The sequence below is a fragment of the Streptomyces stelliscabiei genome (genome assembly GCF_014873495.1).
GTDB lineage: Bacteria > Actinomycetota > Actinomycetes > Streptomycetales > Streptomycetaceae > Streptomyces > Streptomyces bottropensis.
Genome location: NZ_JADBGF010000001.1, coordinates 2,983,770 through 3,010,433, shown reverse-complemented (window position 1 = coordinate 3,010,433; position 26,664 = coordinate 2,983,770). Strand labels below are relative to the sequence as shown.

At 71.7% G+C, this 26,664-nt stretch carries 20 protein-coding genes; 13 read left to right on the top strand and 7 right to left on the bottom strand.

What is annotated here, in order from left to right; translation table 11 throughout:
• Positions 1 to 35 precede the first annotated feature (35 nt).
• From H4687_RS13200 to H4687_RS13145, 12 genes are all read left to right on the top strand, one after another.
• Entirely contained in the window at positions 36 to 1,712 is a 1,677-nt protein-coding gene (locus H4687_RS13200; protein ID WP_046914278.1) for a glycoside hydrolase family 13 protein, read from the top strand.
• Positions 1,713 to 1,891: 179 nt separating this feature from the next.
• Positions 1,892 to 2,149 (top strand): hypothetical protein, encoded by a 258-nt coding sequence (locus H4687_RS13195; protein ID WP_046914277.1) that lies wholly within the window; start codon positions 1,892 to 1,894, stop codon positions 2,147 to 2,149.
• Positions 2,150 to 2,240: 91 nt separating this feature from the next.
• The gene (locus tag H4687_RS13190; RefSeq protein WP_046914276.1) at positions 2,241 to 3,224 is read left to right on the top strand and encodes a cyanobactin maturation protease PatG family protein; all 984 of its coding nucleotides are present in this window, start codon (positions 2,241 to 2,243) and stop codon (positions 3,222 to 3,224) included.
• A 187-nt stretch (positions 3,225 to 3,411) separates the two neighbouring features.
• Positions 3,412 to 3,603 carry a hypothetical protein gene (locus H4687_RS13185; RefSeq protein ID WP_046914275.1) on the top strand — a complete coding sequence of 64 codons (192 nt, stop codon included), beginning with the start codon at positions 3,412 to 3,414 and terminating at the stop codon, positions 3,601 to 3,603.
• 7 nt (positions 3,604 to 3,610) lie between these two features.
• Positions 3,611 to 3,802, top strand: coding sequence for a hypothetical protein (locus H4687_RS13180; protein ID WP_046914274.1), 192 nt, complete (start codon positions 3,611 to 3,613; stop codon positions 3,800 to 3,802).
• Positions 3,799 to 3,999 (top strand): hypothetical protein, encoded by a 201-nt coding sequence (locus tag H4687_RS13175; RefSeq protein WP_046914273.1) that lies wholly within the window; start codon positions 3,799 to 3,801, stop codon positions 3,997 to 3,999. Before H4687_RS13180 ends, H4687_RS13175 begins: the two co-directional genes overlap by 4 nt.
• Positions 3,996 to 4,223 (top strand): hypothetical protein, encoded by a 228-nt coding sequence (locus H4687_RS13170; RefSeq protein WP_046914272.1) that lies wholly within the window; start codon positions 3,996 to 3,998, stop codon positions 4,221 to 4,223. The genes H4687_RS13175 and H4687_RS13170 overlap by 4 nt, the downstream gene beginning before the upstream one ends.
• 38 nt (positions 4,224 to 4,261) lie before the next feature.
• Positions 4,262 to 5,167 (top strand): S8 family serine peptidase, encoded by a 906-nt coding sequence (locus H4687_RS13165; protein ID WP_046914271.1) that lies wholly within the window; start codon positions 4,262 to 4,264, stop codon positions 5,165 to 5,167.
• A 561-nt stretch (positions 5,168 to 5,728) separates the two neighbouring features.
• Complete coding sequence (locus H4687_RS13160) at positions 5,729 to 7,111, top strand: alpha-amylase (protein ID WP_046914270.1); 1,383 nt, start codon at positions 5,729 to 5,731, stop codon at positions 7,109 to 7,111.
• 113 nt (positions 7,112 to 7,224) lie between these two features.
• A complete protein-coding gene (gene pulA, locus H4687_RS13155; RefSeq protein WP_050398476.1) occupies positions 7,225 to 12,660 on the top strand; it encodes a pullulanase-type alpha-1,6-glucosidase in 5,436 nt (1,811 codons plus the stop codon).
• Positions 12,661 to 12,743: 83 nt separating this feature from the next.
• On the top strand, positions 12,744 to 14,351 hold the full coding sequence (locus tag H4687_RS13150) for a fused response regulator/phosphatase (RefSeq protein WP_046916161.1): 1,608 nt from the start codon (positions 12,744 to 12,746) through the stop codon (positions 14,349 to 14,351).
• A gap of 5 nt (positions 14,352 to 14,356) precedes the next feature.
• The gene (locus H4687_RS13145) at positions 14,357 to 14,707 is read left to right on the top strand and encodes a 5-carboxymethyl-2-hydroxymuconate Delta-isomerase (protein WP_046916160.1); all 351 of its coding nucleotides are present in this window, start codon (positions 14,357 to 14,359) and stop codon (positions 14,705 to 14,707) included.
• 46 nt (positions 14,708 to 14,753) lie between these two features.
• Here H4687_RS13145 and H4687_RS13140 read toward each other — a convergent pair whose 3' ends face one another.
• The 3 genes from H4687_RS13140 to H4687_RS13130 form a co-directional block, all read right to left on the bottom strand.
• Entirely contained in the window at positions 14,754 to 15,446 is a 693-nt protein-coding gene (locus H4687_RS13140) for a TetR/AcrR family transcriptional regulator (RefSeq protein ID WP_046916158.1), read from the bottom strand.
• Positions 15,447 to 15,517: 71 nt separating this feature from the next.
• Positions 15,518 to 17,464, bottom strand: coding sequence for a hypothetical protein (locus tag H4687_RS13135; protein ID WP_046916157.1), 1,947 nt, complete (start codon positions 17,462 to 17,464; stop codon positions 15,518 to 15,520).
• Positions 17,465 to 17,603: 139 nt separating this feature from the next.
• A complete protein-coding gene (locus H4687_RS13130) occupies positions 17,604 to 20,732 on the bottom strand; it encodes an alpha-N-acetylglucosaminidase (protein WP_050398477.1) in 3,129 nt (1,042 codons plus the stop codon).
• A gap of 115 nt (positions 20,733 to 20,847) precedes the next feature.
• Between H4687_RS13130 and H4687_RS13125 the strand changes: the two genes are divergently transcribed.
• Positions 20,848 to 21,300 carry a hypothetical protein gene (locus tag H4687_RS13125; protein WP_179860137.1) on the top strand — a complete coding sequence of 151 codons (453 nt, stop codon included), beginning with the start codon at positions 20,848 to 20,850 and terminating at the stop codon, positions 21,298 to 21,300.
• 126 nt (positions 21,301 to 21,426) lie between these two features.
• Here H4687_RS13125 and H4687_RS13120 read toward each other — a convergent pair whose 3' ends face one another.
• From H4687_RS13120 to glnII, 4 genes are all read right to left on the bottom strand, one after another.
• Positions 21,427 to 23,001: a DUF1996 domain-containing protein gene (locus H4687_RS13120; RefSeq protein WP_046913474.1), complete on the bottom strand. Its 1,575-nt coding sequence runs from the start codon at positions 22,999 to 23,001 to the stop codon at positions 21,427 to 21,429.
• A 279-nt stretch (positions 23,002 to 23,280) separates the two neighbouring features.
• Complete coding sequence (locus tag H4687_RS13115; protein WP_192781668.1) at positions 23,281 to 24,288, bottom strand: NAD-dependent epimerase/dehydratase family protein; 1,008 nt, start codon at positions 24,286 to 24,288, stop codon at positions 23,281 to 23,283.
• Between the two features lie 99 nt (positions 24,289 to 24,387).
• Positions 24,388 to 25,041 carry a winged helix-turn-helix domain-containing protein gene (locus tag H4687_RS13110; RefSeq protein ID WP_046913472.1) on the bottom strand — a complete coding sequence of 218 codons (654 nt, stop codon included), beginning with the start codon at positions 25,039 to 25,041 and terminating at the stop codon, positions 24,388 to 24,390.
• A 443-nt stretch (positions 25,042 to 25,484) separates the two neighbouring features.
• The gene (glnII, locus tag H4687_RS13105; protein WP_046913471.1) at positions 25,485 to 26,513 is read right to left on the bottom strand and encodes a glutamine synthetase; all 1,029 of its coding nucleotides are present in this window, start codon (positions 26,511 to 26,513) and stop codon (positions 25,485 to 25,487) included.
• Between the last annotated feature and the right edge of the window lie 151 nt (positions 26,514 to 26,664).

The window sequence follows — 26,664 nt, the reverse complement described above, 5'->3', positions numbered from 1 at the left end:
TCCGCCCAGATGACCCGCCACGCATCAAGGACGTCATGAGCCACCAGCACTCCACCACCACCCCCACCGCGACCCCCGCCGAGGCACAGCGCAGCGACTGGTGGCGCGACGCGGTGATCTACCAGGTCTATCCGCGCAGCTTCGCCGACAGCAACGGCGACGGCATGGGCGACCTGGAGGGCGTTCGTTCCCGGCTTTCGTACCTGCGCGACCTCGGCATCGACGCCGTGTGGCTCAGTCCCTTCTACGCCTCCCCGCAGGCCGACGCCGGCTACGACGTCGCCGACTACCGCGCGGTGGACCCGATGTTCGGGTCGCTGCTGGACGCCGACGCCCTGATCCGCGACGCCCACGAGCTGGGCCTGCGCATCATCGTCGACCTGGTCCCCAACCACTCCTCCGACCAGCACGAGTGGTTCCGGCGGGCGGTCGCGGAGGGTCCCGGCTCACCGCTGCGCGACCGCTACCACTTCCGCGAGGGCAAGGGCGCTTGTGGCGAACTCCCCCCGAACGACTGGGAGTCCATCTTCGGCGGCCCGGCCTGGACCCGGGTGACGGAGCCGGACGGCACCCCGGGCGCCTGGTACCTGCACCTGTTCGCCCCGGAGCAGCCCGACTTCAACTGGGACCACCCGGCGGTCGGCGACGAGTTCCGCTCCGTGCTCCGCTTCTGGCTCGACATGGGCGTGGACGGCTTCCGCATCGACGTGGCCCACGGCCTGGTCAAGGCCGAGGGCCTCCCGGACCTCGGCGCCCACGACCAGCTGAAACTGCTGGGCAACGATGTCATGCCGTTCTTCGACCAGGACGGCGTCCACGCGATCTACCGCGAGTGGCGCCTGCTGCTGGACGAGTACGCGGGGGAGCGCATCTTCGTGGCGGAGGCATGGACCCCCACGGTCGAACGCACCGCGAACTACGTCCGCCCGGACGAGCTGCACCAGGCATTCAACTTCCAGTACCTGGCCACCTACTGGGACGCGGCCGAGCTGAAGACCGTCATCGACCGCACCCTGGACGCGATGCGCCCGGTCAACGCCCCCGCCACCTGGGTCCTGTCGAACCACGACGTGACCCGCCACGCGACCCGCTTCGCCAACGAGCCGGGCCTCGGCACGCAGATCCGCCTCGCGGGCGACCGCGCGCTGGGGCTGCGCCGAGCCCGCGCCGCCTCGCTGCTGATGCTGGCCCTGCCGGGCTCGGCGTACGTCTACCAGGGCGAGGAACTGGGCCTGCCCGACGTCGTCGACCTCCCGGACGAGGTCCGCCAGGACCCGGCGTACTTCCGGGGCGCGGGCCAGGACGGCTTCCGCGACGGCTGCCGTGTCCCGATCCCGTGGACCCGGTCCGGCTCGTCGTACGGCTTCGGCGCGGGCGGCTCCTGGCTGCCGCAGCCCGCCGCATGGGGCGAGCTGAGCATCGAGGCCCAGACGGGCGCGGCGGACTCGACCCTGGAGCTGTACCGCACCGCCCTGTCCGTCCGCCGGGAGGAACCCGGCCTGGGCGCGGGCGACTCGGTCGAGTGGCTGAAGACACCCGAGGGCGTCCTGGCCTTCCGCCGGGGCGACTTCGTGTGCGCGGCGAACACGACGGGCGAGGCGGTCACGATCCCCGCGTACGGCCGTCTCCTGCTCGCCAGCGCCGAGGTGACCGTGGCCGAGGACGAGGCGAAGCTGCCGGGGGACACGACGGTCTGGTGGACGACCGGCTGAACCTCCGCAGTACAGCGGCCGCGCGGCACCCGCGGCCGGCCTTCAGGGCCCGTCGCCCCGCACCGGGGCGGCGGGCCCTGCCGCGTCGTCCGGCCGGGGTGCGTCCCGCGTGCCTCAGGAGGACAGTGGAAGGAGGTGGGGGCGACGGGGAGATCGGCCAACACCGGGATGTGAGCTAGATGGTTGACGGTACAACGAGCGGTCGGGACCCGGCCGAGGAGACCGTCGCCCGCGACGCGTACGGGCCGTCCCGTCCCGCCCGCTCCCGCCACCGGGTCCGCATCCCCGGCTTCGCGCGTGAGGACGGGGACATCGGGCTGGGCGACGCCGTCGCCCGGGTGACCGCGGCGGTGGGGGTCCGGCCCTGCGGCGGCTGCGAGCGCAGGGCCGCGGCCCTGAACCGGTGGATGACGATCGACGGCGGACGAGAACGCTGAGCACCGCGCGAGGCGCGTGCACGACTCAGGATGCCCGGTGCGCGACCGCTCCGGGCCGGGAGCCCGACGAAGCGTGCGTGAGGAGTGACCCATGGACCCCGAGATCACCGACGGCGTCACCGACACGAGTCCTCCGTCGGAGGCCGGGCCACGATCGGCGGCACCGGCAGCGGCACCGATCCCCGCGTCCGATCCCGGCGACGCCCGACCCGTGCCCGTGGAGTCCGGTGTCACCCAGGCCTGTTGCGGCTGCGCGGAGACGGGTTCCCACCAGGGCGGCGGGACGGGGCACGGCGACACCGGCCCCGCCTACGTCTACGTCCTCGGACGCGTGCGCGCCGTGTTCCCCGATCTCTCCGTCCAGCAGGAGTTCTCTCAGGTCGCGGGCGCCGACGGAAGCCGTGACGCCACCGACGCCGACGCGCTGTACCGGGTCCTCTCCGCTCCGGAGAACCGCTACATCGCCCGGCAGATGTGCTATGTCCTGTCCGTCCAGGGCGTCGACACCTACGTGGTGGAGCCCGTCGAATCCGCGGGCCTGGACGACCTGGTGGAGGCCCTGCGCCCGGTCCGGGACTGCCGCGATCTCGCTGTGGTCGTGGGTACTCTCGGCCCGCTCGTACCGCCGGGCGCGTGCCAGGGACTCTCCGTCCCGGTCGTCCATGTCGAGAAGATCTGGGCCTTCGACAGCAGGGAGCTGATCGAGGCGATCGACCGCCCGGAGGACACCTCCCGCAAGGAGTTCGAGAGGACCGCCAGGGAGGTGCTCGACCGGGTGCTCCAGCTCAACAACAACGCCGGCCTCGACCCCACCCACCGGGCCCTCAACTACCTGACGGTGCGGGAGCAGGAGATCTACCGGAGGACCAGTGAGCTGCGCGCCGAGGGCTACGCCCTGTCCGGGGTGGAAGCGGCGCCCTCCCGGCTCAGCGTCGGGGCCCAGAGCGTCGTCACGGTCGTCCTCTCCTACACCCACCGCCGGACCAACGTCACCGAGAAGCTGTTCGTCCGGGTAGGCGTCTCCGGACTGTTCCCCTACCGGGTGACCCCGGTCCAGCGCTACTACGACCGGTGAGCGTCACGAGGCGAGAAGGAACGAAGCGACAAGGCCGACAAGGCCGCCAAGGCCGACGAGACCGACGAAGCGACGAAGCGACGAACGAGACGAACGAGACGAACGAGACGAACGAGACGAACGAGACGAACGAGACGAACGAGAAGAACGAGAAGAACGAGACGACAGGGAGAAGAGGCGAACGGACATGCGTATCCCCGGATTCGCCGTCGAGCCGACGGCGGCACGCGGAGCGAACGCCGGTGATCTGCTCGTTCCGCAGCAGTTCACCTGCGAGGAGGAACTGAGGCCGGTCTGCCGCCACCAGTGCCGGAATGCCCACAACCCCGCCGCGTGCGTACGGAAGTGCGTGGCGAGGCTCTGCGCGGAGACGTGGTGACCTCGCGATGAGCCTGCCAGGATTCACCGGCACGCCGACGGGCGTGCCGGCCGGTGACCGGATCGTCCCCCAGCACATCACCTGCGAGGAGGAGCAGGGCCCGCCGTGCACGACCCGGTGCAAGCATTCCTGGAATCCCGCCGTCTGCCGGCGCGAGTGCATCGAGGAGCGCTGCTCCGCCTCCTGGGGTGAGTCATGACCTTCCCCGGATTCGCGCGGCACTCCGCCCCCGCCGGGCCGGGTGATCTCCTGCACCCGCAGGAGATCACCTGCGAGCGCGTCGAGGGTCCGCTCTGCTGGTCGCGCTGCGAAGGGCTCGACGACTTCGAGGGCTGCTACGCCTCCTGCCTGGCGGACCGGTGCCGGGATCCGGCGTGGTGGGGGAGCGCGCCATGACGCTCCCCGGATTCGCCGCCGCGGTCCCCGGCCCACCCGTCCGGCGGGACGGGGCCGGTGACCGGCTGTACGCCCAACTCGACACGCAATGTGCCACGTTGTGCTCCAACCTCTGCGCCGACGAGTGCCAGGACGTGCCGCCCTACGAGGCCGGCGACTGCTTGAACCGCTGCGCGGAGAGCTGCCTCGCGGGCTGCCTTCCGCTCGAACCCGTGACCGAGTAGGCCGGCCGTCCGCTGCCGGGCGGCCGGAGGAGAGGGGCGTGTCCGTGGACCCCTTGGACCTGGTCGGCCTCACGCCGCTCATGGCACGCACCTCGGGTCGCCCCTCGGTCGTCGTCGGCGTGATCGACGGACGAGTCGCCGTGGACCACCCGGCCTTCGCGGGCCGCGCGATCAGGGAACTGGGCCGGTCCGCGGGCCGGGCAAGCTGCGGTCGCGCCGACGTCTGCTGCGCGCACGGCACGGCCGTGGCGGGCATCCTCGTCGGCGAAGGGGGTGTCGCCCCCCGCTGCACCTTGCTGTCCCGGCCTCTCTTCACGGACCACCCGGCGGGCGGAGGCCCCGCCACCTGTCTCTCCGGCGTACGGACCGGGGAACTGGCCGGGGCGCTCACGGAGATCGTGGACGCAGGCGCCCACGTCGTGAACCTCAGCATGGCCCAGCCCGCGCCCTCCGGAGTCCGTGACCACGCGCTGGAGGCGGCCCTCGACCATGCCGCCGACCGGGGCGTGATCCTGGTGGTCGCCGCCGGGAACCAGGGCCGGGTGGGTTCCTCCGTCCTCACCGACCACCCGTGGGTCGTCCCGGTGACCGCCTACGACCGTGCCGGGCACCCCATGCCCCGGTCCAACCTGGCCGCGTCCATCGGCCGCCACGGGCTCGGCGCCCCCGGCGACCGTATTCCGGGCCCGGGGCCCGACGGCCGCCCTTTCCTCCTGAGCGGCACGAGCGCCGCCGCGCCCTTCGTCACCGGCGCCCTCGCCCTGCTGCGCTCGGCCTTTCCGCACGCCGGCCCGGAGGCCGTACGCTACGCCGTCACCCACGGCCCCGCCCCGCGGCGTTCGGTGACCCCTCCGCTGCTGGACGCGTGGGCCGCGTACACGGCACTGCGCGAGGCGCTGGGCGTCCGGGGCCGGTTCCACCGAACCACCGGTCCCGGCTCCTAGGCCGTCAGCCAGTCACCCCCGACTCATCCGCCCGGAACCGCGACCTCACCCCGAACGCGTCGAGCGCACCTAGGGCTCGGCGACGCCGGTGCCGGACCTCGCGCCGAGGCCCGCGCCATCGCCCCCGTGGCCGCGGTCCACAACCACCTCCACGCCGACAGGCGCGACGACCCGCCCTCCTGTCCGCCTGCGAGGAGGCAGGCATCGGACCGTGGAGCCTGCGTCCCGTTCCTCCCGCTCGGCGGCGACCTCGCCGACCTCACGGGCCACCGCATCACCGAAGCGGCGCGACGCCACCGCGCCACGGTCCCCCGGATCACCCCGGCCCGGCCACGCGCCGCCTCCCCTGTCACGCCGCACCGCCTCAACTCCCCACCCCGTGAGGAGATTTCGGGCGCGTGAAGAAGGCGTGTCCGGAGGGTTGACCATGCGACAAGTGGACTCGTACCTTCCTGACGGTTGAAAGTTTTCAGCCATCTTGCAGCAAGATTCGGCAACTGATCTTGCGCGAACTCCGGCTCGCCCCCCTCTGGACCCCTTCAACGGAGAAGGACCCCACACATGACCAGCAGAACCCTCGCCGGCGCGCTCGCCCTCGCGGCGGGCGCGTCGGTCGCGCTCGCCGTGCCCGCCGGGAGCGCGTACGCGTCGCCGCCCGGGACCAAGGACGTGACCGCCGTCCTGTTCGAGTGGAACTTCGCCTCCGTCGCCAAGGAGTGCACCACCACCCTCGGGCCGAACGGCTACGGATACGTCCAGGTCTCGCCGCCCGCCGAGCACATACAGGGCTCGCAGTGGTGGACGTCGTACCAGCCGGTCAGCTACCGGATCGCCGGACGGCTCGGAGATGCCACCGCCTTCCGGAACATGGTCGACACGTGCCACGCGGCCGGCGTCAAGGTCGTCGTCGACACCGTCGTCAACCACATGTCGGCCGGGAGCGGCACGGGAACCGGCGGCTCCTCGTACACGAAGTACGACTACCCCGGCCTCTACTCCTCCTTCGACTTCGACGACTGCACCGCCACCATCAGCGACTACACCAGCCGCGCCGACGTCCAGAACTGCGAACTCGTCACCCTCGCCGACCTGGACACCGGCGAGGAGTACGTCCGGTCGGCCATCGCCGCGTACATGAACAGCCTGCTCGGGCACGGTGTGGACGGGTTCCGGATCGATGCCGCGAAGCACATCCCGGCCGCCGACCTCGCCGCCATCAAGTCACGGCTCGGCAAGCCGTCCGTGTACTGGAAGCAGGAGGCGATCTACGGCTCCGGCGAGGCCGTGCAGCCGGGCGAGTACACCGGCAACGGGGACGTGCAGGAGTTCCGGTACGCCTTCGACCTCAAGCGGGTCTTCAACAACGAGAACCTCGCCTACCTGAAGAACTACGGCGAGGGCTGGGGCTACCTGAACAGCTCCGTCGCCGGCGTCTTCGTCGACAACCACGACACCGAGCGCAACGGCTCCACCCTCAGCTACAAGGACAACGCCACCTACACCCTCGCCAACGTCTTCATGCTGGCGTACCCGTACGGCGCGCCCGACATCAACTCCGGCTACGAGTTCTCCTCCACCGACGCCGGGCCGCCGAACAACGGTCGCGTCGACGCCTGCTGGCAGAACGGCTGGAAGTGCCAGCACGCCTGGCCGGAGATCATGCGCATGGTCGCCTTCCGCAACGCCACCCGCGGTGAGCCCGTCACCAACTGGTGGGACAACGGCGGCGACGCGATCGCCTTCGGGCGCGGCAGCAAGGGCTTCGTGGCCATCAACCACGAGTCGAACAGCCTCAGCCGTACGTACCAGACCTCCCTCGCGGCCGGCACGTACTGCGACGTGCAGAAGAACACGACGGTGACCGTCGACGGCTCGGGTCGGTTCACCGCGACCCTCGGCGCCCACACGGCCCTCGCGCTCTACGCGGGCAAGTCCGTCTGCTGACCGGCTTGTAAGGCCTTACCGTTACTTTCAAGCCTCTTGCTGAAACGCTTTCGGCGGCGATACGGTCGCGCGGGGTCGGACCCACCAGAGCCGTCATCGCAAGGAGTCCATCCGTGATACCGAGATGGCCGGCGCCGTCCAGGCGCCGAACCACCCACACCGGACGGGCCGCGGCGGTCGGCGCGGTCACCGTGACCGCGCTGACCGCGGCGCTCGTCCAGCCCCTCGCGGCCGGGGCCGCGCCCGCGCCCGCGCCTCCGTCGGACGCGCGGCTGGCGAAGACCGCCGCCCGTCACGAACTCACCCGCGAGCAGTTCTACTTCGTCCTGCCGGACCGTTTCGCCAACGGTGACCGGGCGAACGACAAGGGCGGTCTGACCGGCTCGCGCCTGGCCACCGGTTACGACCCCACCGACAAGGGCTTCTACCAGGGCGGCGACCTCAAGGGCATCACCCGGCGGCTCGACTACATCAAGGGCCTGGGCACCACCTCCATCTGGCTGGCCCCCATCTTCAAGAACCAGCCCGTGCAGGGCACCGGCGAGAACGCCTCCGCCGGCTACCACGGCTACTGGATCACCGACTTCACCAAGGTCGACCCACACTTCGGCACCGACGAGGACCTGGAGAACCTGATCTCCAAGGCCCACGCCAAGGGCATGAAGGTCTTCTTCGACGTCATCACCAACCACACCGCCGATGTCGTCGACAACGAGGAGAAGTCCTACGACTACCTCTCCAAGGGCGCGTTCCCCTATCTGACCAAGGACGGCGAGCCCTTCGACGACGCAGGCGACGCCGACCACGCGGCCGGGGGCACCGGCTTCCCGTCCGTCGACCGGGACTCCTTCCCCCGCACCCCCGTGGTCCCCGCCGCGAAGAAGAACACCAAGGTCCCCTCCTGGCTCAACGACCCGACGATGTACCACAACCGGGGCGACTCCACCTGGGCCGGCGAGTCCGCCACCCACGGCGACTTCGTCGGGCTGGACGACCTGTGGACCGAGCGCCCCGAGGTCGTCTCCGGCATGGAGAAGATCTACGAGAAGTGGGTGCGGGACTTCCGGATCGACGGCTTCCGGATCGACACCGTGAAACACGTCGACATGGGGTTCTGGACGCAGTGGGCCACCGCGCTCGACGCGTACGCGGCGAGGAAGGGCCGCGAGGACTTCTTCATGTTCGGCGAGGTCTACTCCGCCGACACGTCCGTGACCTCCCCGTACGTCACCCAGGGGCGTCTGGACTCCACCCTCGACTTCCCCTTCCAGGACGCGGCGCGCTCGTACGCCTCCCAGGGCGGCAGCGCCGAGAAGCTCGCCGCGGTGTTCGGGGACGACTACAAGTACACGACCGACAAGGCCAACGCGTACGAGCAGGTCACCTTCCTCGGCAACCACGACATGGGGCGCATCGGGACCTTCCTGAAGCAGGACGACCCCAAGGCCTCCGACGCCGAACTGCTCGCCAAGGACAGGCTCGCCAACGAGCTGATGTTCCTCGGCCGGGGCAACCCGGTCGTCTACTACGGCGACGAACAGGGCTTCACCGGCGCGGGCGGTGACAAGGACGCCCGCCAGACCATGTTCGCCTCGAGGACCGCCGACTACCTGGACGACGACCAGCTCGGCACGGACCGCACCCACGCCACGGACGCGTACGACACCGGAGCACCGCTCTACCGGCAGATCAGTGCTCTCGCCAAGCTCCGCAAGGCCCACCCGGCCCTCGCCGACGGCGTCCAGACCGAGCGTTACGCGGCCGACGGCGCGGGCGTCTACGCCTTCTCGCGGACGGACGCCAGGACCGGCACCGAGTACCTCGTCGCGTTCAACAACGCCGACGACGCCGAGAAGGCCACCTTCGCCACCGGTTCGCCCCGCATGGCCTTCCGGGGCCTCTACGGCACCGGCGCCACGGTCACGAGCGACGCCGACCGCGAGGTCGCCGTCACCGTCCCGGCCGGGTCCGCGATCGTCCTCAAGGCCGCCGGCCCCCTTCCGAAGCCCGCCACCGAGCCGTCCCTCACCCTCAAGGCGCCGGCCGCCGGTGCCACCGGCACGGTCGAGATCGGTGCCGATGTCGACGGGGGACAGCTCAACCGTGTCGTCTTCGCCGCACAGGTCGGCAACGGCGCGTGGCGGACGCTGGGCTCCGCCGACCACGCCCCGTACAAGGTCACCCAGACCCTCGGGGACAAGGTTCCGGCCGGGACGGCCCTGCGGTACAAAGCGGTGGTGATCGACCGAACCGGACGTACGGCGAGTGCCGGCGCGACCTCCACCACCGGCGCCCCGCCCACCCCCGAGACCCCCACCGCCACCTCGCGCGACCACGCGATCGTCCACTACAGACGCGCCGACGGCGACTACACCGACTGGCGGCTCTACGCCTGGGGCGACCTCGCCGACGGCGAGGCGACGACCTGGCCGGACGGCCACGACTTCGTCGGACGCGACGCGTACGGCGCCTTCGCCTACGTCAAGCTCAAGCCCGGCGCCACGAACGTCAGTTACCTCGTCATCGACAAGGACGGGAACAAGGACGTCGCCGCCGACCGCTCGATCGACGTCACGAGGACGGGCGAGATCTGGGTCGAGCAGGGCAAGGAGGCCGCCTCGACGCAGCGGCCCGACCTGCCGGCCCCGGACACCTCCAAGGCCGTCCTCCACCACCACCGCGCCGACGGGAAGTACGACGGCTGGGGCCTGCACGTCTGGGCCGGCGCCGCGCACCCCACCGACTGGTCGAAGCCCCTGGAGCCGGTACGGACCGACACCTACGGCGCCGTCTACGAGGTACCGCTCACCGAGGGCGCGACCAGCCTCAGCTACATCATCCACAAGGGCGACGAGAAGGACCTCCCCACCGACCAGGCGCTGGACCTCAAGACCACCGGCCATGAGGCGTGGCTGCTGAACGGGCAGGAGAAGTACCTTCTCCCGCAGCCCGCGGGCAGCGCCGCCGCCCTCGACCTGACCAGCTCCAAGGCGATCTGGATCGACCGGAACACCGTCGCCTGGAACGGGAACGACACCGCCGCCTCCACCCAGCTGCTGTACTCCCGCACCGGCTCCATCACGGCGAAGGACGGCGCTCTCACCAGCACCGACGAGCGCTGGCTCCGCCTGACCAAGTCGGCCCTCACCGACGGCCAGAAGGCGAGGTTCCCGCACCTGAAGGCGTACACCGCCTGGACCGTCGACCCGCGCGACCGCGACCGGGTCCGTGAGGCCCTGCGCGGTCAGCTCGTCGCCTCCCAGCGCGCGGCGAACGGCGCTGTGCTCGCGGCGACCGGGGTCCAGCTCGCCGGCGTGCTCGACGATCTCTACGGCGGGAAGGCGGCGGACGTCGACCTCGGGCCGACGTTCGCCAAGGACCGCCCGAAGCTCGCCGTCTGGGCGCCCACGGCACAGTCGGTGAAGCTCGACCTCGACGGCAGGACCCTCCCCATGAAGCGCGACGACACCACCGGCGTCTGGTCCGTCACCGGCGCGAAGTCCTGGAAGAACAAGCCCTACCGGTACGTCGTGACGGTGTGGGCGCCCAGCGTCCGCGAGATGGTCACCAACAAGGTCACCGACCCGTACTCCGTCGCCCTGACCGCCGACTCCGCACGCAGCCTCGTCGTCGACCTGGGGGACAGGTCCCTGGCGCCGGGCGGCTGGTCGTCGTACACCAAGCCGAAGGCCGTACCGCTGAAGGACGCGCGGATCCAGGAGCTGCACGTCCGGGACTTCTCCGTCGACGACAAGGCCGTGCCCGCGAAGGACCGGGGCACCTACCTCGCCTTCACCGACAAGGGCGGCGACGGTGCGAAGCACCTGCGGAAGCTGGCGGCGGCGGGCACCTCGTACGTGCACCTCCTCCCCGTCGCCGACATCGCCACCATCCCCGAGAGGAAGGCCGACCAGGCGACCGTCGACTGCGACCTCGGCTCCTACGCCCCCGACTCCGACCAGCAGCAGGAGTGCGTGGCGAAGGCCGCCGCGAAGGACGCCTTCAACTGGGGCTACGACCCCTACCACTACACGGTCCCCGAGGGCTCGTACGCGACCGACCCGGACGGCACCCGGCGCACGGTCGAGTTCCGGAAGATGGTGAAGGCGCTCAACGCCGACGGCCTCGGGGTCGTGCTGGACGTGGTCTACAACCACACCCCGGCGAGCGGCCAGGCCGACAAAAGCGTCCTCGACAAGGTCGTCCCCGGCTACTACCACCGCCTCCTCGCCGACGGTTCGGTCGCCACCTCCACCTGCTGCGCCAACACCGCCCCCGAGAACACCATGATGGGCAAGCTCGTCGTCGACTCGATCGTCACCTGGGCCAGGGAGTACAAGGTCGACGGGTTCCGCTTCGACCTCATGGGCCACCACCCGAAGGCCAACATCCTGGCCGTCCGCAAGGCCCTCGACGCGCTGACCCTCACGAAGGACGGCGTCGACGGGAGGAAGATCATCCTCTACGGGGAGGGCTGGAACTTCGGCGAGGTCGCCGACGACGCGCGCTTCGTCCAGGCCACGCAGAAGAACATGGCCGGGACGGGCGTCGCGACCTTCTCCGACCGGGCCCGTGACGCCGTGCGCGGCGGCGGCCCCTTCGACGAGGACCCCGGCGTCCAGGGCTTCGCCTCCGGCCTGTGGACCGAGCCCAACTCCTCGGACGCCAACGGCACTCCGGCCGAGCAGAAGGCGCGGCTGCTGCACTACCAGGACCTCATCAAGGTCGGGTTGAGCGGCAACCTGGCGAACTACCGGTTCACCGACACCGGCGGCAAGGAGGTCAAGGGCTCCGAGGTCGACTACAACGGGGCCCCCGCCGGCTACGCGGACGCCCCCGGCGACGCCCTCGCCTATGTCGACGCCCACGACAACGAGTCCCTGTTCGACGCCCTGGCCTTCAAACTGCCGAAGTCGACGAGTCCGGCGGACCGCGCCCGGATGCAGGTCCTCGCCCTGGCGACCGCCGCCCTCTCCCAGGGCCCGGCGCTCTCCCAGGCCGGCACCGACCTGCTGCGGTCCAAGTCCCTCGACCGCAACTCCTACGACAGCGGCGACTGGTTCAACGCGATCCACTGGGACTGCCGGGACGGCAACGGCTTCGGGCGCGGACTGCCGCTCGCCGCCGACAACCGGTCCAAGTGGTCCTACGCCAAACCCCTGTTGACCGCCGTCGAGGTCGGCTGCGAGCAGATCGAGGGGGCCTCGGCGGCCTACCGGGACCTGCTGCGGATCCGCACCACGGAGGACGTGTTCTCCCTCGGCACGACCGGGCAGGTCCAGTCGGAACTGTCCTTCCCGCTGTCGGGGAAGGACGAGACCCCGGGCGTGATCACCATGGAACTCGGCGACCTCGTCGTCGTCTTCAACGCCACCCCCGAGGTGCGCAAGCAGACCGTGGACGGCCTGGCCGGAACGGACTACGCCCTGCACCGCGTCCAGGCGGCGGGCGCGGACTCTACCGTCCGGACCTCGTCGTACGAAGCCGAATCGGGAACGTTCGTCGTTCCGGGGCGGACCGTGGCCGTATTCGCACGATCCGTCCGCTAGAACGCTAGCGTGGACGGTGCGGGCGGTGAGAGGACCGCCCGCACCACCCGAGCTTCAGCGACGACGAGAGCCTCATGAGCCCGATGGCCGACGGAGCACACAGCACGGTGCTGGTGGTCGACGACGCGCCCGCCGGCCGGTACGCGATGGGCGCGGTCCTGCGCCGGGCCGGGCACCGTGTGGTCCCCGTCGCCACCGCCGGTGAGGCGCTCGCCGAACTCGACCTGCGGCTGCGCTCGGGCGCCCTGCCCGACGTGGCCCTCGTCGACGTCGGCCTCCCCGACATGAGCGGCTTCGAACTCTGCCGCCGGCTCAAGGCACAACCCCCGACGGCCGCCCTGCCCGTCGTCCACTTCTCCGCCGCGTCCGTCGCCCCCGGCGACCGCTGCCGGGGCCTGGACGCGGGCGGCGAGGCCTATCTGACGGTCCCCGCCGAGCCGGAGGAGATCCAGGCGGTCGTCCGCGCGGCCGTGCGCGGCGCCCGGATGCGCAACGACGCCGAGGCCCTCGTCCGCCGGCTCACCCTGCTGTCCGAGACCATCGTCGACGTCCAGGCCGCCCGCACCCTCGAAGAACTCGCCGCGGCCGCCGCCGAGGGCGCCGCCCGGCTCACCCGGCTGCCCGCCGCCGTGTTCGTGCTGGGCGAGGACGGCCACCTCTACAGCGGCACCTCCCGGGCCAGGGCCCGCACCACCCTCCCCGACGGCGGCGCGCACGAGGCCGTGGCCCGGCTCATCCGCCGTGTCACCGACGGCGCCCCGGGGACCGCCGACACCGTGGTCCCCGCACCCCTGTGGCCGGCCGGCTTCTTCCGGCCCGGCGTCACCGAGGACGCCCGACTGGTCCTGGCCCGCACCGAGAGCGGCACGCCCGTCTGCGTCGCCACCCCCGTGCGCGGCACCCCCGGGACCGCCGCCGGCACCACCGGCCTGGTCGGCCGCCTCGCCCAGGCCACCGCCCTGGCCGCCCAGCCCCTGCTCATGTACCAGGTCGAGCGCCATGTCGCGCTCACCCTCCAGCACAGCTTCCTGCCCAAGCGGCTACCCGAGTTCCCCGGCCTCGACGTGGTCGTGCGGTACGTGCCCGCGTCCCACGAGACCGAGATCGGCGGCGACTTCTACGCGGCCCTGTCCACCTCCGGCGGGGTCCTCACCGCCGTCGGCGACGTCGTCGGGCACTCCCTGGACGCGGCCACCGTGATGGTCGAGATCCGGCACGCCCTGCGCGCCTACTGCGTGGAGGAGTCCGACCCCGCGGCACTCGCCCGGCGGCTGGACCGGATGCTCCAGCACTACCACCCCGACGTCACCGCCACGGTCTGTCTCGCCCTCGTCGAGCCGGACACCGGGCGCGTGCGGGTCGCCAACGCGGGTCACATCCCGCCGCTGATCGTCCGCGACTCCGGAGAGGCCGCGTACGTGAAGGCCGCCGGGCCGCTCCTCGGGCTCGGACTCGACCGGCCCCCGCCCACGGAGACGACGCTGTGGCCGTCCGATCGGCTGCTCATGGTCACCGACGGGCTCGTCGAGACCCGGGGCATCGATCTCTCGCTCTCCCTGGAGCAGTTGCGGGCCGCCGCGGCCGACGCCCCGGACGGGACGGTGGCGCTGTGCGACACGTTGCTGCACTGTTTCGGGCGGGACCGGGAGGACGACATCGCCCTGCTGGCGTTGCGGCTGCGGTTAGGGTGACCCTCATGCCGCAGATCACTGTTGACTACTCCGCCGTTCTCTCCGAGGGCTTCGACCGGCCCGCGTTCGCCAGGGCCCTGCACGAGGAGGTCGTGCGCACCGCCGCCGCGAAGCCGGAGGCGTGCAAGACGCAGTTCCGGGCGACCGAGGACACGGTCGTCGGCCCCGACACCGACGGGCACGCGATCGTGCATGTCACGCTCGGCCTGCTCGCGGGACGGACCGACGCCACGAAGGTGACGCTGACCGAGAACGTGCTGGCGCTGCTGCGGAAGTTCGTGCAGGTGGGGGAGGGGCTGGCGCTGCACGCGTCGGCGGAGGTCCGGGACCTCGACCCCTCGTACCGGAAGTTCTAGATCCGGTCTCCCCGGAGGCGGCGGGCCAGGACCCGTCCGCACGGGTCTAGGGGCGTCCCAGAGCCACGAGGCGCCCCGCCAGATCGCTGAACGGGCCGTCCCGCGGCTCGTCGGCGAGTATCCCGCGGAGCAGGGCCGCCATCTCCTCGTCCTGGGCCGCGCTCACCGCCGCCAGGGCCGCGAAGTCGTGGACGAGCTGGACCTCCAGCTCCTGCCGGGGGATGCGGCGCCCGTCCAGCCAGAGGAGGGCCGTGGACTCGGCGAGGGAGATCCAGGAGCGGATGACCAGTTCGAGCCGCGCGGGTGCGGTGTCGACGTCGAGGTGCGAAAGAATCTGGACATAGGCGGCCTGGCGCACACCGTCGACGAGGGCGTTCGTGCGGGACGAGCCGACGCCCGGACCGCCGCGCATCAGAGCCGAGAAACCGGGTCCGTGCTCGTCGACGAAGTCGAAGAACCGGTGGGTGACACGGAGCAGCCGGGCGCCGAGCGGACCCTCCCGGGGTTCCACGAAACGGTGTGCGAGATCGTCGGACGCACGCGTCAACGCGGCCTCGTACAGGCTGAGTTTGCCCGGGAAGTAGTGGTAGACGAGCGGGCGTGAGATACCCGCGGCCGACGCTATCTCGTCGAGGGAGACCTCGTCGGGCGAGCGCCGGCTGAACAGTTCGAGGGCCACCCCGATCAACTGCTGCCGCCGCTCCTCCACACCCATCCTGCGGCGCGCACCGGTTCGCATACGAACACTCTACCGATTGATTCCAGCCCGCCATGGGCGGGATCCTGTCAGAGCGTTCGACGCGCGGGCGCTCACCGGGCGGGCTGCAGTCCGCTGATCTCCCGGCCGTTCGCCAGCGTGCCCTTCAACTCGGCCCGCGCACCGTCCCCGGCCGGTACGGCGAGGAGGTTGCCCGGCGCCGAACCGCGCACCCCGCCGCTCAGTTCGACGGAGACGGTGTCCCTGGCACCGGCGGCGAGCAGGTACGAGTCGCCGGTCGCCGACTTCCAGGGACCGGCCGCGAGGACGTGCGGGTCGGCAGGGCCGCAGGCCGGAACCTCGTCGGCGGCGGCCGTGACGTACGCGCCGGCCGGGGTGTCGAACTGGGTCATCGCCCGGGTTCCCGCGCCCCGCCAGGTCTCGGTGCGGGTGCACGCCCAGTCGGCCGTGCCGCTGCCGTCGGGCAGCGGCTGACGGGCGAACCGCCAGGCGTTCACGGTCCGCACACCCTGCGACCGCACGGCGGCCAGGGAGCAGGCGAACGGCGCCCAGACCGCCGGAGCGGCGGACGCGTCACGCCTCGTCGAGGCGGCCGACGGCCGCCCGATCGTGAGGTGCGCCGGCGTCACCTCCAGCAGATCGGTCAGCAGCCGCGTACCCCCCGTGGCATCGCTGAGCTGCAGCACGTCCCACGACCGGCACTCCCCGGTCCGCACCGCCGGACTGGCGAACGGCGCCGTCGTCCCGTCCTTCGCCAGCGCGAGCGTACGCACCCGGGCGCCGGGCCTGGCCAGATCCCGTACGGCCGCCTCACGCACCCAAGGGGCCGTCAGATAGCGGACGTTGCCGTCGGACCGGCCGAGGATCAGGGCGCTCGCGCCGGCGCCGGTCGCCCCGTCGGCCCGGGTCAGGTCGAGGGCGGCCATGCCCGGGTCGTCGAGCGGCTCGGCGTACCGGGCGATCCGCAGACCGTCGTGCAGCAGGACGACCCGGAGGTTGTCGACCCGGCCCGCGTACAGCAGCTGCGGCGGGCCGGGCGGGGGTCCTGCCTGGGTGCCGAGGGTGACCGAGACCTGTACGGACTCGCCGGGGCGGGCCCAGACCGCGAGGGCGCGCCGCAGCAGGGCCCTGTCCTTGACGAGATCGCCGCGCGCGGGCCAGGTGGTGAAGTCGGTGCGCCCCGTCGCCCGCCACGCCGTGGCCGTCGCCGTCGTCAGCTGCCCCGGGTCGAGGGCCGCCTGGGCCGCCGGGTTCCGCGCGTACGAGGGCGCCGCCGCGCCGTCGGGTCCCCAGCCCTCACCGGGCAGTCCGAGCAGCGCCGCGCTCACGATCACGGCGGCCGTCGCGGCCAGCGCCGCCCTCGTGTGCTGGCGGCGGCGCATCAGATCGGTGGGGCGGGCGTGCAGCGAACAGGGGTCGTACTCGGGGGAGGAGAGCAGCGCGTACTGCTGCGCCGGCACCGAGTCGGCCTCCTTCAGCGCGGCGGCCGGGGCGTCGACGCCCGCCTCCTCCAGGAGCGATGTGATCACCGGGTCGGGGAGCCGCTCCAGGCCCCGCAGGACGTAGGCGGCGCGCCCCGGCGAGGAGAGCGCCGACAGCCGCTGGTCCAGGGCCAGTTCGTCGGCGCCTCCGGAGCGGGGGAACAGCCGAAGGCCCCACACCCGCGGCAGCAACGGCGGCAGTTGGGACCGCTTCGGCCACGCCGTCCGCCGCAGGGGGAGGCCCGCCTCCAGGGCGGTGCGGACGACCTGGAGCCGGACGAAGGCGTACCCGGGGTCGCGCTCCCGGCCGGCGCCCGTCGCCTGCGCCGGGATGAGCGACGTCGACCGGCGGCTCCTCGGCAGGGCCCGCTGGGCCAGCGCGTGTGCCGTCAGCACCCGGCGGTTGCGGCCCAGGCTCGGCGGCAACGTCAGATAGGCCAGCCGGACCAGACGCGGATAGTGCTCGACGAGCGCGGCCTCCGCCTGCTCGACGTCCACGACCGACTCCTGGGCGCGGGACGATGCGGGGCGGCGCGGGGCGACATCCTGTGACTGCACGTTCAGCAGAACGAGCGAATGGTCGGATGGTCACCGCGGCGCTCCGCTGGGTGGGGCGGCTGGGGGGTGGGATGCGGGGGTGCGTTCTTCGAGAAGCCCCACCGGGCCCGCACCCGCAGAACGCACCCGAGGCCCCCCATCACGTCAGCTGCCACCCGCTGAACTCGACCAGGCCCCTCGCCCCGCTCCCCCCGTTCGTCGCGCTCATGAACAGCCCGACGTCCTGCCCCCCACTCGCCGCTCCCGGCACACTCACCGGCGCCACCACCCGCCAGGTCGCCCCCTCGTCGACGGAGCACTCACCCACGTACGCCCCCACCCCCACCCGGCTCAACCGCAGCACCACCGGCGCCTTCACCCCCGTGATCCGCCGGTACGTGTCGAGCGTCCCGTCGCCCGAGCTGTCGTACGACAGCACCACCCCGTTGGCCGGAGTGACCGCCAGATTCACGAACCCCTTCGACCCGGCCGTACCGAGCACGTCGCGCACCACGATCCCCGCCCGCGCCCAGTTCCCGGTGGCCGCCTGGGAGTCGACCCGGAGCGTCACGGACGTACCGTCCCGGAAGGCCCCCGCCCGATAGGCCGTGCCGAACTCCGACGTCCCCCGCCACAGGTCCGCCCCGGCACCGTCGATCGCGAAACGGCCCCCGAGCTGCCCGAAGACGGCCCCGTTGTTCGTGTAGGTGCGCCACCCCGGATCGAGCGCCCCCGCCTCGAACAGCGTCCCGTCGAAGCGCCCCTCGACCCGGTCCTCGCCCCGGGGCCCGTACGCGACCGTGACCGAGTAGGGCAGCGGCCGTAGCGGCCGGTCGAGCGGCGCACCCGGCGTGTGCGCGCGCCAGCGGACCGTCCCCGACCCCGCCGCCGCGACGCCCGGCAACGATGTCGGCCCCTCCGGCTCGGCCGTACCGGCGAAGCCGCCGAGCGCGAAGTCCACCCGCCCGGTGTCCCGCAGCCCGTTGACGTTGCGGAAGACCGCCGACAGCCGCGCGCTCCCGCCGGGCGGCAGCACCGGCGGCTCCGCGGTGACGGTCAGCGTCCCCTGGTACGGCGCCCGCGCCAGCACGTCCCGCACCCGCGCCGCCGTCCGGTACGCGTCACCCACCGGCCGCAGCGGATAGTCCCTGCGCTCCCGGGTCCACGGCTCCTCGAACGCGAACCAGTCCACGGCCGCCGGAGCGGTCCCCGTCGCGAGCGCGTCCTCCAGGGCGTCCAGCCACTTCTGCCAGCGCGGGACGTAGAAGTCGGCCATCAGGCCGTTCCACTCCCGGTTGCCGTACTCGTGCAGATCCCCCGCGTCGGAGGTGGCGCGCCCGCCCCACACCGTGATCAGGACCTTCGCCGTCCGCTCGAACTCCGCCCGCTCGGCGTCGTTCGTCGCCATCAGCCGCGCGTCGTTCACCCACGGCCCCAGCAGGAACGCCCCGTCCGTGCCCGTGACCTCGTCGGACAGCCGCATCAGCCGCAACCAGAGCGTGGACAGCGCGCGGAACGTCGTGAGGTCCTTGCGCTGGTGGGCCGCCCGCAGCTGCGGCAGGTACTGGCGGCTCCGGTGCGCGAGCGCCTGCCGTGCCAGGTCCACCACGTCGTACCGGTACGCCGGGTTGCGGCGCCGCCCGCCCGCCACGTCCAGCAGCCCGGCGAAGGCCGCGTCGAAGCGGCCGGGGTCGTAGGTCAGCGTGCGCGGCGCGTACTCGGCGGCGCGGTCCGCGGCGAGGTCCGGACGGGCGCAGAAGAGCGAGTCGTGCGGGTCGCTGCGTTCCACGGCCCGTTGCTGGTACGCGGTCTCGTGCAGCGCCCGCCAGGCCGCGCGGGCCGCGTCGTCGCGGCCGCCGTAGCGGAAGTCGGCGTACGCGGAGAACCAGGCGGCCCGGTCGATCTTCCCCGGTGCCCAGGCCAGTTCGGAGAAGAGCTCGAAGGCCGCCGGGTCGCGGTCGGTGGCCTCCGGCATGTACGCCGTGCCCACCAGAGCGCTGTCCGGCTTGTCCCGCCAGGCGAAGAACTTGTCGGTCCACAGGTGCGCGCGGGCCCCGATGGTCGTCCGGCCCCCGAAGTTGGGGATCGTGCCGAAGCAGTACGGGGTGCCGCCCCAGTCGCGTTCGCGGTCGGTGACACCGGCGTAGCGGTCGGAGACGCCGTCGACGATCAGCATTCTCGACCGGTCGATGGCGTCCAGCAGTTCCGGCAGCGGGTTCTCCTGCCAGCCGAGGATCACCCAGGTGGCGTCCGGGTGGGCCTTGTGGAGCGCGCGTTCGACGCCCCGCGCCGCGTCCGGGACGGGTACGTCGCCCGCGGTGCCGCCCTCGTGCAGGAGGTCCATCTTGAAGTGGGCCGCCGCGCCGAACACGTCCCGTACATGACCGTAGAAGGAGGCGGCGACCCGGGCGAAGGAGTCGGTGCGCGGATCGAGCCAGTCGGGGCGCTCGAAGCCGTGCCAGACGCCCTGCGGCACGACGTGCGCGTCACCGCCGTTGCGCTCGACGAACTGCTTGGGGACGTGCCCGTAGTAGCCGGGGAGTACCGGGGACATGCCCAGCTCGCGCAGGCGGTCGGTGATGCGCCGGCCGAGGCCGGCCCGGCGGGCGATCAGCTGTGGGGAGAGCGGGCCGCCGTACCCGGAGAGGTTCTGCAGCAGCCACCAGGGCTGGTGGGAGGGGGCGGGGAGCCAGGCGCGGGACTCCTCGTCGGAGTAGCCGAAGTCCTTCAGCAGCCGGTGGTAGACGGCCTCCATCCCCGCGACGACCAGCACCTCGTTGCAGCCGTGCGCCGCCAGGAGGTCGATCTGGTGTTCCCAGTACGTCCAGTCCGCGTACGGGGCGGTGTACCCGTCGTTGGTGTCGTTCAGGGCGAAGCGGTGGGGGAGGGCGGTGGATCCCTCCAGGGGGCGGGCGGGGGCGGGAAGACGGCTCGGCAGGTCCAGTTGGCTGCCGTTCCAGGCCAGGTGGGCCCCGCAGACGTACTTCAGGTACCAGTGGACGCCCATGAGCAGAGTGGCCGGTGTGGTGGCCTGGACCTGGATGTCTCCCTTGGTGCCTGTGACACGGAACCGGTCGACCGTGCCGCTCCGGTCGAGCAGACTGAGCCGGAACTGTCCGGCATGACCGGGCAGCAGCCGATTGAGCGCCGAGTGCGCGGGAGCCGTATCGAAGACGGGGCCCTCGCCAGGGCTCTCAGCGGCGTGGGCCGGGGCCGACCACCGCAGGTGGGTCCCGAGGCCGATGACACCGGCCGAGCCCAGCACCATGCGTCGCGACGGACTGTTCATGTCTGTGTGCCCCCTGTGTCGACAGTGGCGGCACGCTAACGGGGCGACCGTCCGTGAACAACGGTGCGCACGGAGCTGGCGCGTTCACGTCGCCTGAACGGACCCGGAGGTACGGATGAGTATGACGAGGAAGAGGCTTGCGGGGGCCGCGGCCGGCGCGGTCGCCGCCCTGCTGGCGCTGACCGGCTGCGGCGCGGGCGACGACGCCGAGGCGGCGGTCCCGAAGACGGCGACGGGGACGCTGGAGCACATCGCCGGCGAGGTGGGCTGCAAGCCGGACATGCAGACGGACGCGGACACCATCCGCCAGGCCCTGTGCACCAACAAGGACGGCGACTTCGACGGCAAGTTCGTCCTCGCGACCTTCGCCACCGACCGGGGTCAGGCGGAGTGGCTCGCCGGCGCCAAGGACTACGGCGGCTACTACCTCGTCGGCCGCAAGTGGGTCGCCGTCGGCCAGAAGAAGACCGTGGGCGGGCTGCAGGGCACCCTCGGCGGGGAGATGCAGGAAGGATCCGCGCACATGAACCCCGGTGGCAGCCACAACGACGGCAGCCACAGCGGCTGACCGTGCCGGCCCCGCTCCCGGAAACGTCGGAGCGGGAGGCGAGGGGCAGGGGATCAGGACAGACGAAAGCCGGCGGTGGGAGATCCCACCGCCGGCTTTCGTCTGTGGCTCAGAAGCGCTCGGGTACTACGTGCAGTTCTGGCCGTTGTTGATGCACTGGACCATCTTGTTCATCGTCTGCTGGTTGAAGAAGTTGATGAAGTCGTTGTGGTCGGTGATCGGCTTGTGCAGGTTCTCCGGGAAGGAGTCGACCGCGTAGGGCTTCACGACCTGGCCGTTCTGGATCTGCGGGGCCGGGACGTTGTAGACCAGGCGGACCTGGAGCTGGGGGATGGCCTGGAAGCCGTTCGAGCAGCTGCCGTCCGCCTCGACGAAGTCGACGTGCGTGCGGTGGTTGGCGCTGTCGATGTTCTTGCCGTCCCAGCAGCTCTGGAAGAAGGACGTCCGCACCACGGAGCTGCCCTGCGGGCAGATCGGGTACTTGTCCGTCACCACACGGTCCTCGAAGCCGGTGCAGCTCCAGTTCGTGTTGGCGTTGTTCAGGCCGTTCACGAAGGCCTTGGCGTCACCGGTGATGATGCGCAGGGCCTGCGGCATCGCGACGACGGGGCCACGCTTGTTGCCGACGAACTTCAGCTGGGCCTGGCTCGGCTCGACGATCTTGCCGACGTTCTTGTCCGCGCCGCCGCCGGGCTTGTTGGCGTCGATGTCGTTCGAACCGTCCTGGATGCGGATGACCGGCCAGAAGTACGACGACTTGTCGCCCTGGTTCTGGCAGGAGGTCTGCGCGTTGGCCAGGTCCTGGTCGCTCGCGAAGGCGTTGTTGCTCTGGTTGCCCACGTAGTCGTGCTGGTGCTGGGCGCCGTTGCTGACACCCGGAGCGACGATCACGTTGTCCGAGTTGCGCAGCTCGTTCTTGTTGACGCCGCAGCTGGTGGTGAAGGTGCCCCGCGAGCCACCGTTGCCGTTGGCGGCGAGACCGTTGCCGTTCACGCCCTTGGGGCCACCGTTGGGCTGGACCTGGTTGATGTTGATGAAGTCGCCCGCGACCGGGCCGTTGCCGCCCTGGCCGTTGGCACCCTGACCCTGACCCTGGCCGCCGTTCTGGCCGCCCTGGTTCTGACCGCCTTGGTTCTGACCCTGGCCGCCGTTGTTCTGGCCGCCCTGGTTCTGGCCGCCCTGGTTCTGGCCGCCCTGGTTCTGACCCTGGCCCCCGCCGGCGTTGGTCTGAGCCTGGTCACCCTTGCCCTGGCAGGCCGCGAGCTGCGCCATGCCCTGCGGAGCCTGGCCGCCCACGCGCCGGATGTTGATGGCGATCCGGTCGATGGTGGCCGTCCGCTTGGACTTCAGCGGGCCGAGAATGGCGTTGTTGACGAAGTTGGCGTCGCCCGCCTGCGCCTGGCGCGTGTCAGCCAGGCGCTTGTACGCCTCGGTGATCTGCCGGTCCAGCAGCGCCAGCTCCTTGGCGACACCCGCGCGCGCCTTCTTCGGCACGTTCGTCAGCTTCTGACCGACGTCCGGGCAGGCGATGGTGGCCACCTGGGCGGCCGCCAGCGTCGCGTTGGGCTTGGACTTCGACTCGCCCGCTGAGGCGTAGAAGTTCGCCCAGACCAGGCCGCCGCCCGCGACCGCGAGCGCCGCGGATGCGGCAATGGCCCGAACGGCCAGCGGCGAACGTCGTTTGCGTGTGTTGCGTCCCATGGAACTCCTCTGACTTCCTTGCGGGGCTATCGAGGCGCCCGACAGGAGTGAAGCGGCTCCATCAAGTACGCGGTGAGTCCCAGGAGTGTTCAGGCGACTCAGAAATTGATGAGAGATTCGTGGGACAAACTGGTTTCAACACCCCACGCGGCACCGGGAGTTGTCGATCCCCTACGGCGTGTACATGGCGAGGTGGCCAGGCGGAGCCCGTGAAAGGGGAGTTTCGGCGGCTCTGGCCGAGATGCGCGAGAACCGCCGTCCCCATGCCGGTTTGCCCGGCTAGAGCCCCAGCAGCTTCGCCTCCACCGAGGCGTCCAGCCCCACCGCCGGCCGGTCCGGTCGCCGCGGCGCGATTCCGCCGAGTTCCGTCAGCCACTCCCAGGTGTCCCGTACGGTCTCCTCCACACCCCGGCAGCGGAGCCCGTCCCGCAGGGCCCGGGACACGTCGGCCCGGTGCAGCGCGTCGTGCAGATCGCTCCCCCCGGGCACCCACACCGGCAGCTGCGTCCACGGCTCGATCCCGGCGCCGAGAATCAACTCCGGTGACGTCCAGCGGAGTTCGGCCGAACCGCCGGTCACCCGCACACAGGCGTCCAGCAGTTCGCCCATCGTGGTCGTGCCCGTGGGGCCGATCAGGTTGTACGCGCCGCTCGCTCCCTGTTCCGCGGCCCCGAGGATCCAGGCGGCGAGGTCGCGGACGTCGACGTACTGGAGGGGGAGGTCGCGGGGACCGGGCGCCAGGACCGGTCCGCCCCGGGCGACCCGGGTGAGCCACCAGGGCAGCCGGCCGATGTTCTCGTACGGACCGAGGATCAGCCCGCTGCGCACGAGGAGCGAGCGGTCGGGGCCGAACGCCTCGATCGCGGCCAGTTCCCCGCCCCGCTTGTCGTGGGCGTAGTCCGTCCCGTCGGCGTCCGGCGACGCGCCGTCCACCAGGGGTGCCCGCTCGTCGTACCCGGCGGCCGGTGGCCAGGCGTACACCGAGCAACTCGACACGTACACATACCGTTCGGCCACGCCGGACAGCAGGCGCGCGGTGTCCCGCACAGCTCGCGGTGCCGCCGACCAGGTGTCGACGACGACGTCCCACTCGCTCCCGTCGGCGCGGGCGTCGGCGAGCGCCGCGAGCCCGTCCGGCGCGGTGCGGTCGCCCAGCAGCGACCGCACCCCGGCCACGGGCGCGTGCCGTCCCCGGTGGAAGACGGTCACCTCCCAGCCGCGGGCCAGTGCCGACTCCACGACGGCGCGGCCCACGAACTCCGTACCACCCAGCATCAGAAGTCTCATACCGCCGACTCTGCCCGCCGGGCGGCCGGTACGGAACGGGAATCCGCTCTCGGGAGATCCGCTTTCAGGGGACCGGCCCCGCGGCGAGCGCGGCGGCCGTCAACGGGCCAGTGGAGGCGTGTACTTGTACCCGACCCGCCGTACCGTCTGGATCGCCTGGCGGAACTCCGCACCGAGCTTGCGGCGCAGCCGGGCGATGTGGACGTCGACCGTCCGCCCGTCGCCCACATGTCCGTAGCCCCACACCGTGGTGACCAACTGGTCGCGGGTGTGCACCCGGTTGGGGTGCGCGACGAGATGGGCGAGAAGCTCGAACTCCAGATAGGTGAGGTCGAGCGGTCGCCCGCCGACCTCGGCCGTGCGCTGCACGGTGTCGACGCGGACCAGTTCGTCCCCGGCCCCGACGGAACCGGGACCGGAACCGGAGGCGGGACCCGCGGCGGAGCCCGCGTGGTCGAGAGGCCGCTCGTCCGGGACGGCGAACGGCGGCACCGGCGGCTGCTGGTCGGCCGGCAGGAGCACCAGGTAGCCGACCATCGGCGGCCGGCCCGGAAGCGAGGGCAGGGTGTGCTGGGGGGCCGGGAGCCAGGTGGCGCCCGGCGGCAGGAAGTCCGTGATGTCCACGACCTCGTCCCGGCCCACGGCGCGCAGCCGGTGCCGGGGGGAGGCGCCGGGCGCGGGGACGGCGACGGGCGCGGCGCCCGGCGCGGAGGTCAGCGGGGCGGCGGTCGACAGAGAACGGGTGTTCGCCATGAGAGGTCAGCTCTTTCGCGCGAGAGGTTCGTCCGGGAGACCTCGGCGACCGAGCTCGTGGCCGGCCCCGCCGAGGGACGTACGTCGTTCCGCGCCGACCGAAGGCCGGGGTGTACGGCTTTAGAGGGCCGGCGCGTTCGTCGCGCGGCAACACACCCGGTCGAAGTCGTGGTGCTGACGGGAAGGCCAGAAGGGCTCCAGGTCATGGCGACCCGTCGCGCGTCGATTCTGGAAGCCGGCCATGGGTTCATTGAAGCAGACACACGCCCGTTGCAGGAGCCTCCTCTCACTGCTTGGACGCTTCTTTGACATCACACCCACGTCTCTGCCGTCACACACCCGTGCGCACCGGCCGGTCCTGGGCGGGCCGGGGACGCCGAAGGGCGCCCACCGGTTCGGTGGACGCCCTTCGGCGAAGCTCGGGCCCGTGCGGCCCGGACGGATCAGACCTGGCCGGCCTTGTCGAGCGCGGTGCAGCAGGTGTCGACGATCAGCCGTGTCACGACGTACGGGTCGACGTTGGCGTTCGGGCGGCGGTCCTCGATGTAGCCCTTGCCGTCCTTCTCGACCTGCCACGGGATACGGACCGAGGCGCCACGGTCGGAGACACCGTAGGAGTACTCGTTCCACGGGGCGGTCTCGTGCAGACCGGTCAGGCGGTCGTCGATGCCGGCGCCGTAGTTCTTGACGTGGTCGAGCGGCTTCGAGCCCTCGCCCAGCGACTCGCACGCGGTGATGATCGCGTCGTAGCCCTCGCGCATCGCCTTCGTGGAGAAGTTGGTGTGCGCGCCGGCGCCGTTCCAGTCGCCCTTGACGGGCTTCGGGTCCAGCGTCGCGGAGACGTCGAAGTCCTCGGCGGTGCGGTAGAGCAGCCAGCGGGCCACCCACAGGTGGTCGGCGACCTCCAGCGGGGGGACCGGTCCGACCTGGAACTCCCACTGGCCGGGCATGACCTCGGCGTTGATGCCGGAGATGGCGAGACCGGCCTTCAGGCAGTTCTCCAGGTGGGCCTCGACGATGTCACGGCCGAAGATCTCGTCGGCGCCGACACCGCAGTAGTAGCCGCCCTGGGGAGCCGGGAAGCCGCCGATCGGGAAGCCGAGCGGGCGCTCGCCGTCGAAGAAGGTGTACTCCTGCTCGATGCCGAAGATCGGCTCCTGGGCGGTGAACTTCTCGGCCACCTCACGCAGCGCGGCACGGGTGTTGGACTCGTGCGGCGTCATGTCGATGTTGAGGACCTCGCAGAGCACGAGGATGTCGTCGCCGCCGCGGATCGGGTCCGGGCAGGAGAAGACCGGCTGGAGCACGCGGTCCGAGGAGTGCCCCTCGGCCTGGTTCGTGGAAGACCCGTCGAAGCCCCAGATCGGCAGCTCCGCACCCTTGGCGTCGTCGGCGAAGATCTTCGTCTTCGAGCGGAGCTTGGCCGTCGGCTCGGTGCCGTCGATCCAGATGTACTCAGCCTTGAAGGTCACGGGACACATCCTTCGGGGTGGGTCACTAGGCGCATGTGCGGGTGCTGCGGCGCTGCGGCACTGAAACGCCGCGCTGATGCCGCGCAGCCTGTCAACACGCGATTTCCCGGCCGTTGCTCGAATGTGAACCCCGTGTTACCTGGGGTCGCTG